This window comes from Streptomyces sp. NPDC104831 (assembly GCF_055583025.1).
In genome coordinates, this window is the sequence record NZ_JBVJOT010000140.1 from 1 (window position 1) to 1,679 (window position 1,679).

1 protein-coding gene is annotated in these 1,679 nt (G+C 72.3%); it reads right to left on the bottom strand.

Translation table 11 applies throughout. The features are described 5' to 3' along the window. A partial coding sequence (locus ACZ63H_RS38585; protein ID WP_469873118.1) for a type I polyketide synthase occupies window positions 1–1,679 on the bottom strand: 1,679 nt, incomplete at both ends.

Sequence of the window (1,679 nt, forward strand, 5' to 3'; positions counted from 1 at the left end):
TCCCGCGCGTCCAGCCCCGCGCCCTCCGCCACCCGCTCCAGCAACCGCGCCGCCTGCTCCCCCAACGCCCCACCACTACGCGCCGACAACACCCACGGGACGGGCGTCGGGTTCACGACGACCGGAGACTCCGGCATGGTGGTGCCGGCCGGCTCGGGTGCTGTGGTGTCCTGGGGCGGGGCTTCGAGGATGACGTGCGCGTTGGTGCCGCCGATGCCGAACGACGAGACTCCGGCCCGGCGCGGGCCCCCCGTCTCGGGCCAAGGGATGTTGTCGGTGAGGATCTCGACGTCACCGGCAGTCCAGTCGACGTGGTGCGACGGCTCGTCGACGTGCAGGGTGCGCGGGAGTACGCCGTGACGCATCGCCTCCACCATCTTGATCACACCCGCGACACCCGCGGCGGCCTGCGTGTGCCCGATGTTCGACTTGACCGAGCCCAGCCACAGGGGCCGCTCCCGGTCCTGGCCGTAGGTCGCCAGCAGCGCCTGCGCCTCGATGGGGTCACCGAGGGCCGTCCCCGTGCCGTGCGCCTCGACCACGTCCACGTCCGCGGGCGACAACCGCGCACTCGACAACGCCGCCCGGATAACCCGCTGCTGGGACGGACCGTTCGGCGCCGTCAGACCATTGCTGCCACCGTCCTGGTTCACCGCCGAACCCCGCACCACCGCCAGCACCCGGTGCCCGTGGCGTTCGGCGTCCGAGAGGCGCTCGACCACGAGCAGACCCACGCCCTCCGACCAGCCCGCACCGTCGGCCGCGTCCGAGAACGCCTTGCACCGCCCGTCCGGCGACATCGCCCGCTGCCGGGAGAACTCCACGAACGTCGTCGGCGTCGACATCACCGTCACACCACCCGCCAACGCCAGCGAGCACTCCCCGTTGCGCAACGCCTGCGCCGCCAGATGCAACGCCACCAACGACGACGAGCAGGCCGTGTCCACCGTCATCGCCGGGCCCTCCAGGCCCAGCAGGTACGAGATCCGGCCCGAGGCCACCCCACCGCTGTTGCCGGTGATCAGCAGCCCCTCGACGTCCTCGGTGGCCTCGGGGAGCCAGGAGCCGTAGTCGTGGTACATCAGGCCGGTGAACACGCCGGTCCGGCTGCCGCGGAGCGAGGACGGGTCGATGGCGGCCCGCTCCAGCGCCTCCCAGGACGTCTCCAGCAGCAGCCGCTGCTGCGGGTCCATCGCCGCCGCCTCACGCGGACTGATCCCGAAGAACTCGGCGTCGAAGTCACCGGCCCCGGTCAGGAATCCGCCCCGGCGGGAGTAACTGGTACCGAGGTGGTGCGGGTCCGGGTCGTAGAGGCCGGCGAGGTCCCAGCCCCGGTCGGCGGGGAACTCCGAGGTCGCGTCCACGCCTTCTACGACCGTGCGCCACAGTTCCCGCGGGGAGTCGATCCCGCCCGGCAGCCGGCAGGCCATGCCGACGATGACGATCGGGTCGTCGTCCACGACGCCCGCGACCGGCACCGGCACGGCGGGCCCGCTGGACGTGCCCGTGATCTGCTCGGCCAGGTAGCCGGCGAGCGCGTTGAGCGTGGGGTAGTCGAAGACCAGCGTCGACAGCAGCCGCAGTCCGGTCACGGCCTGCAACCGCTGCCGCAGCTCCAGACCCGTCAACGAGTCGAAGCCCATCTCCCGGAACGCCCGCTCCGGATCCACCGAGGCGGC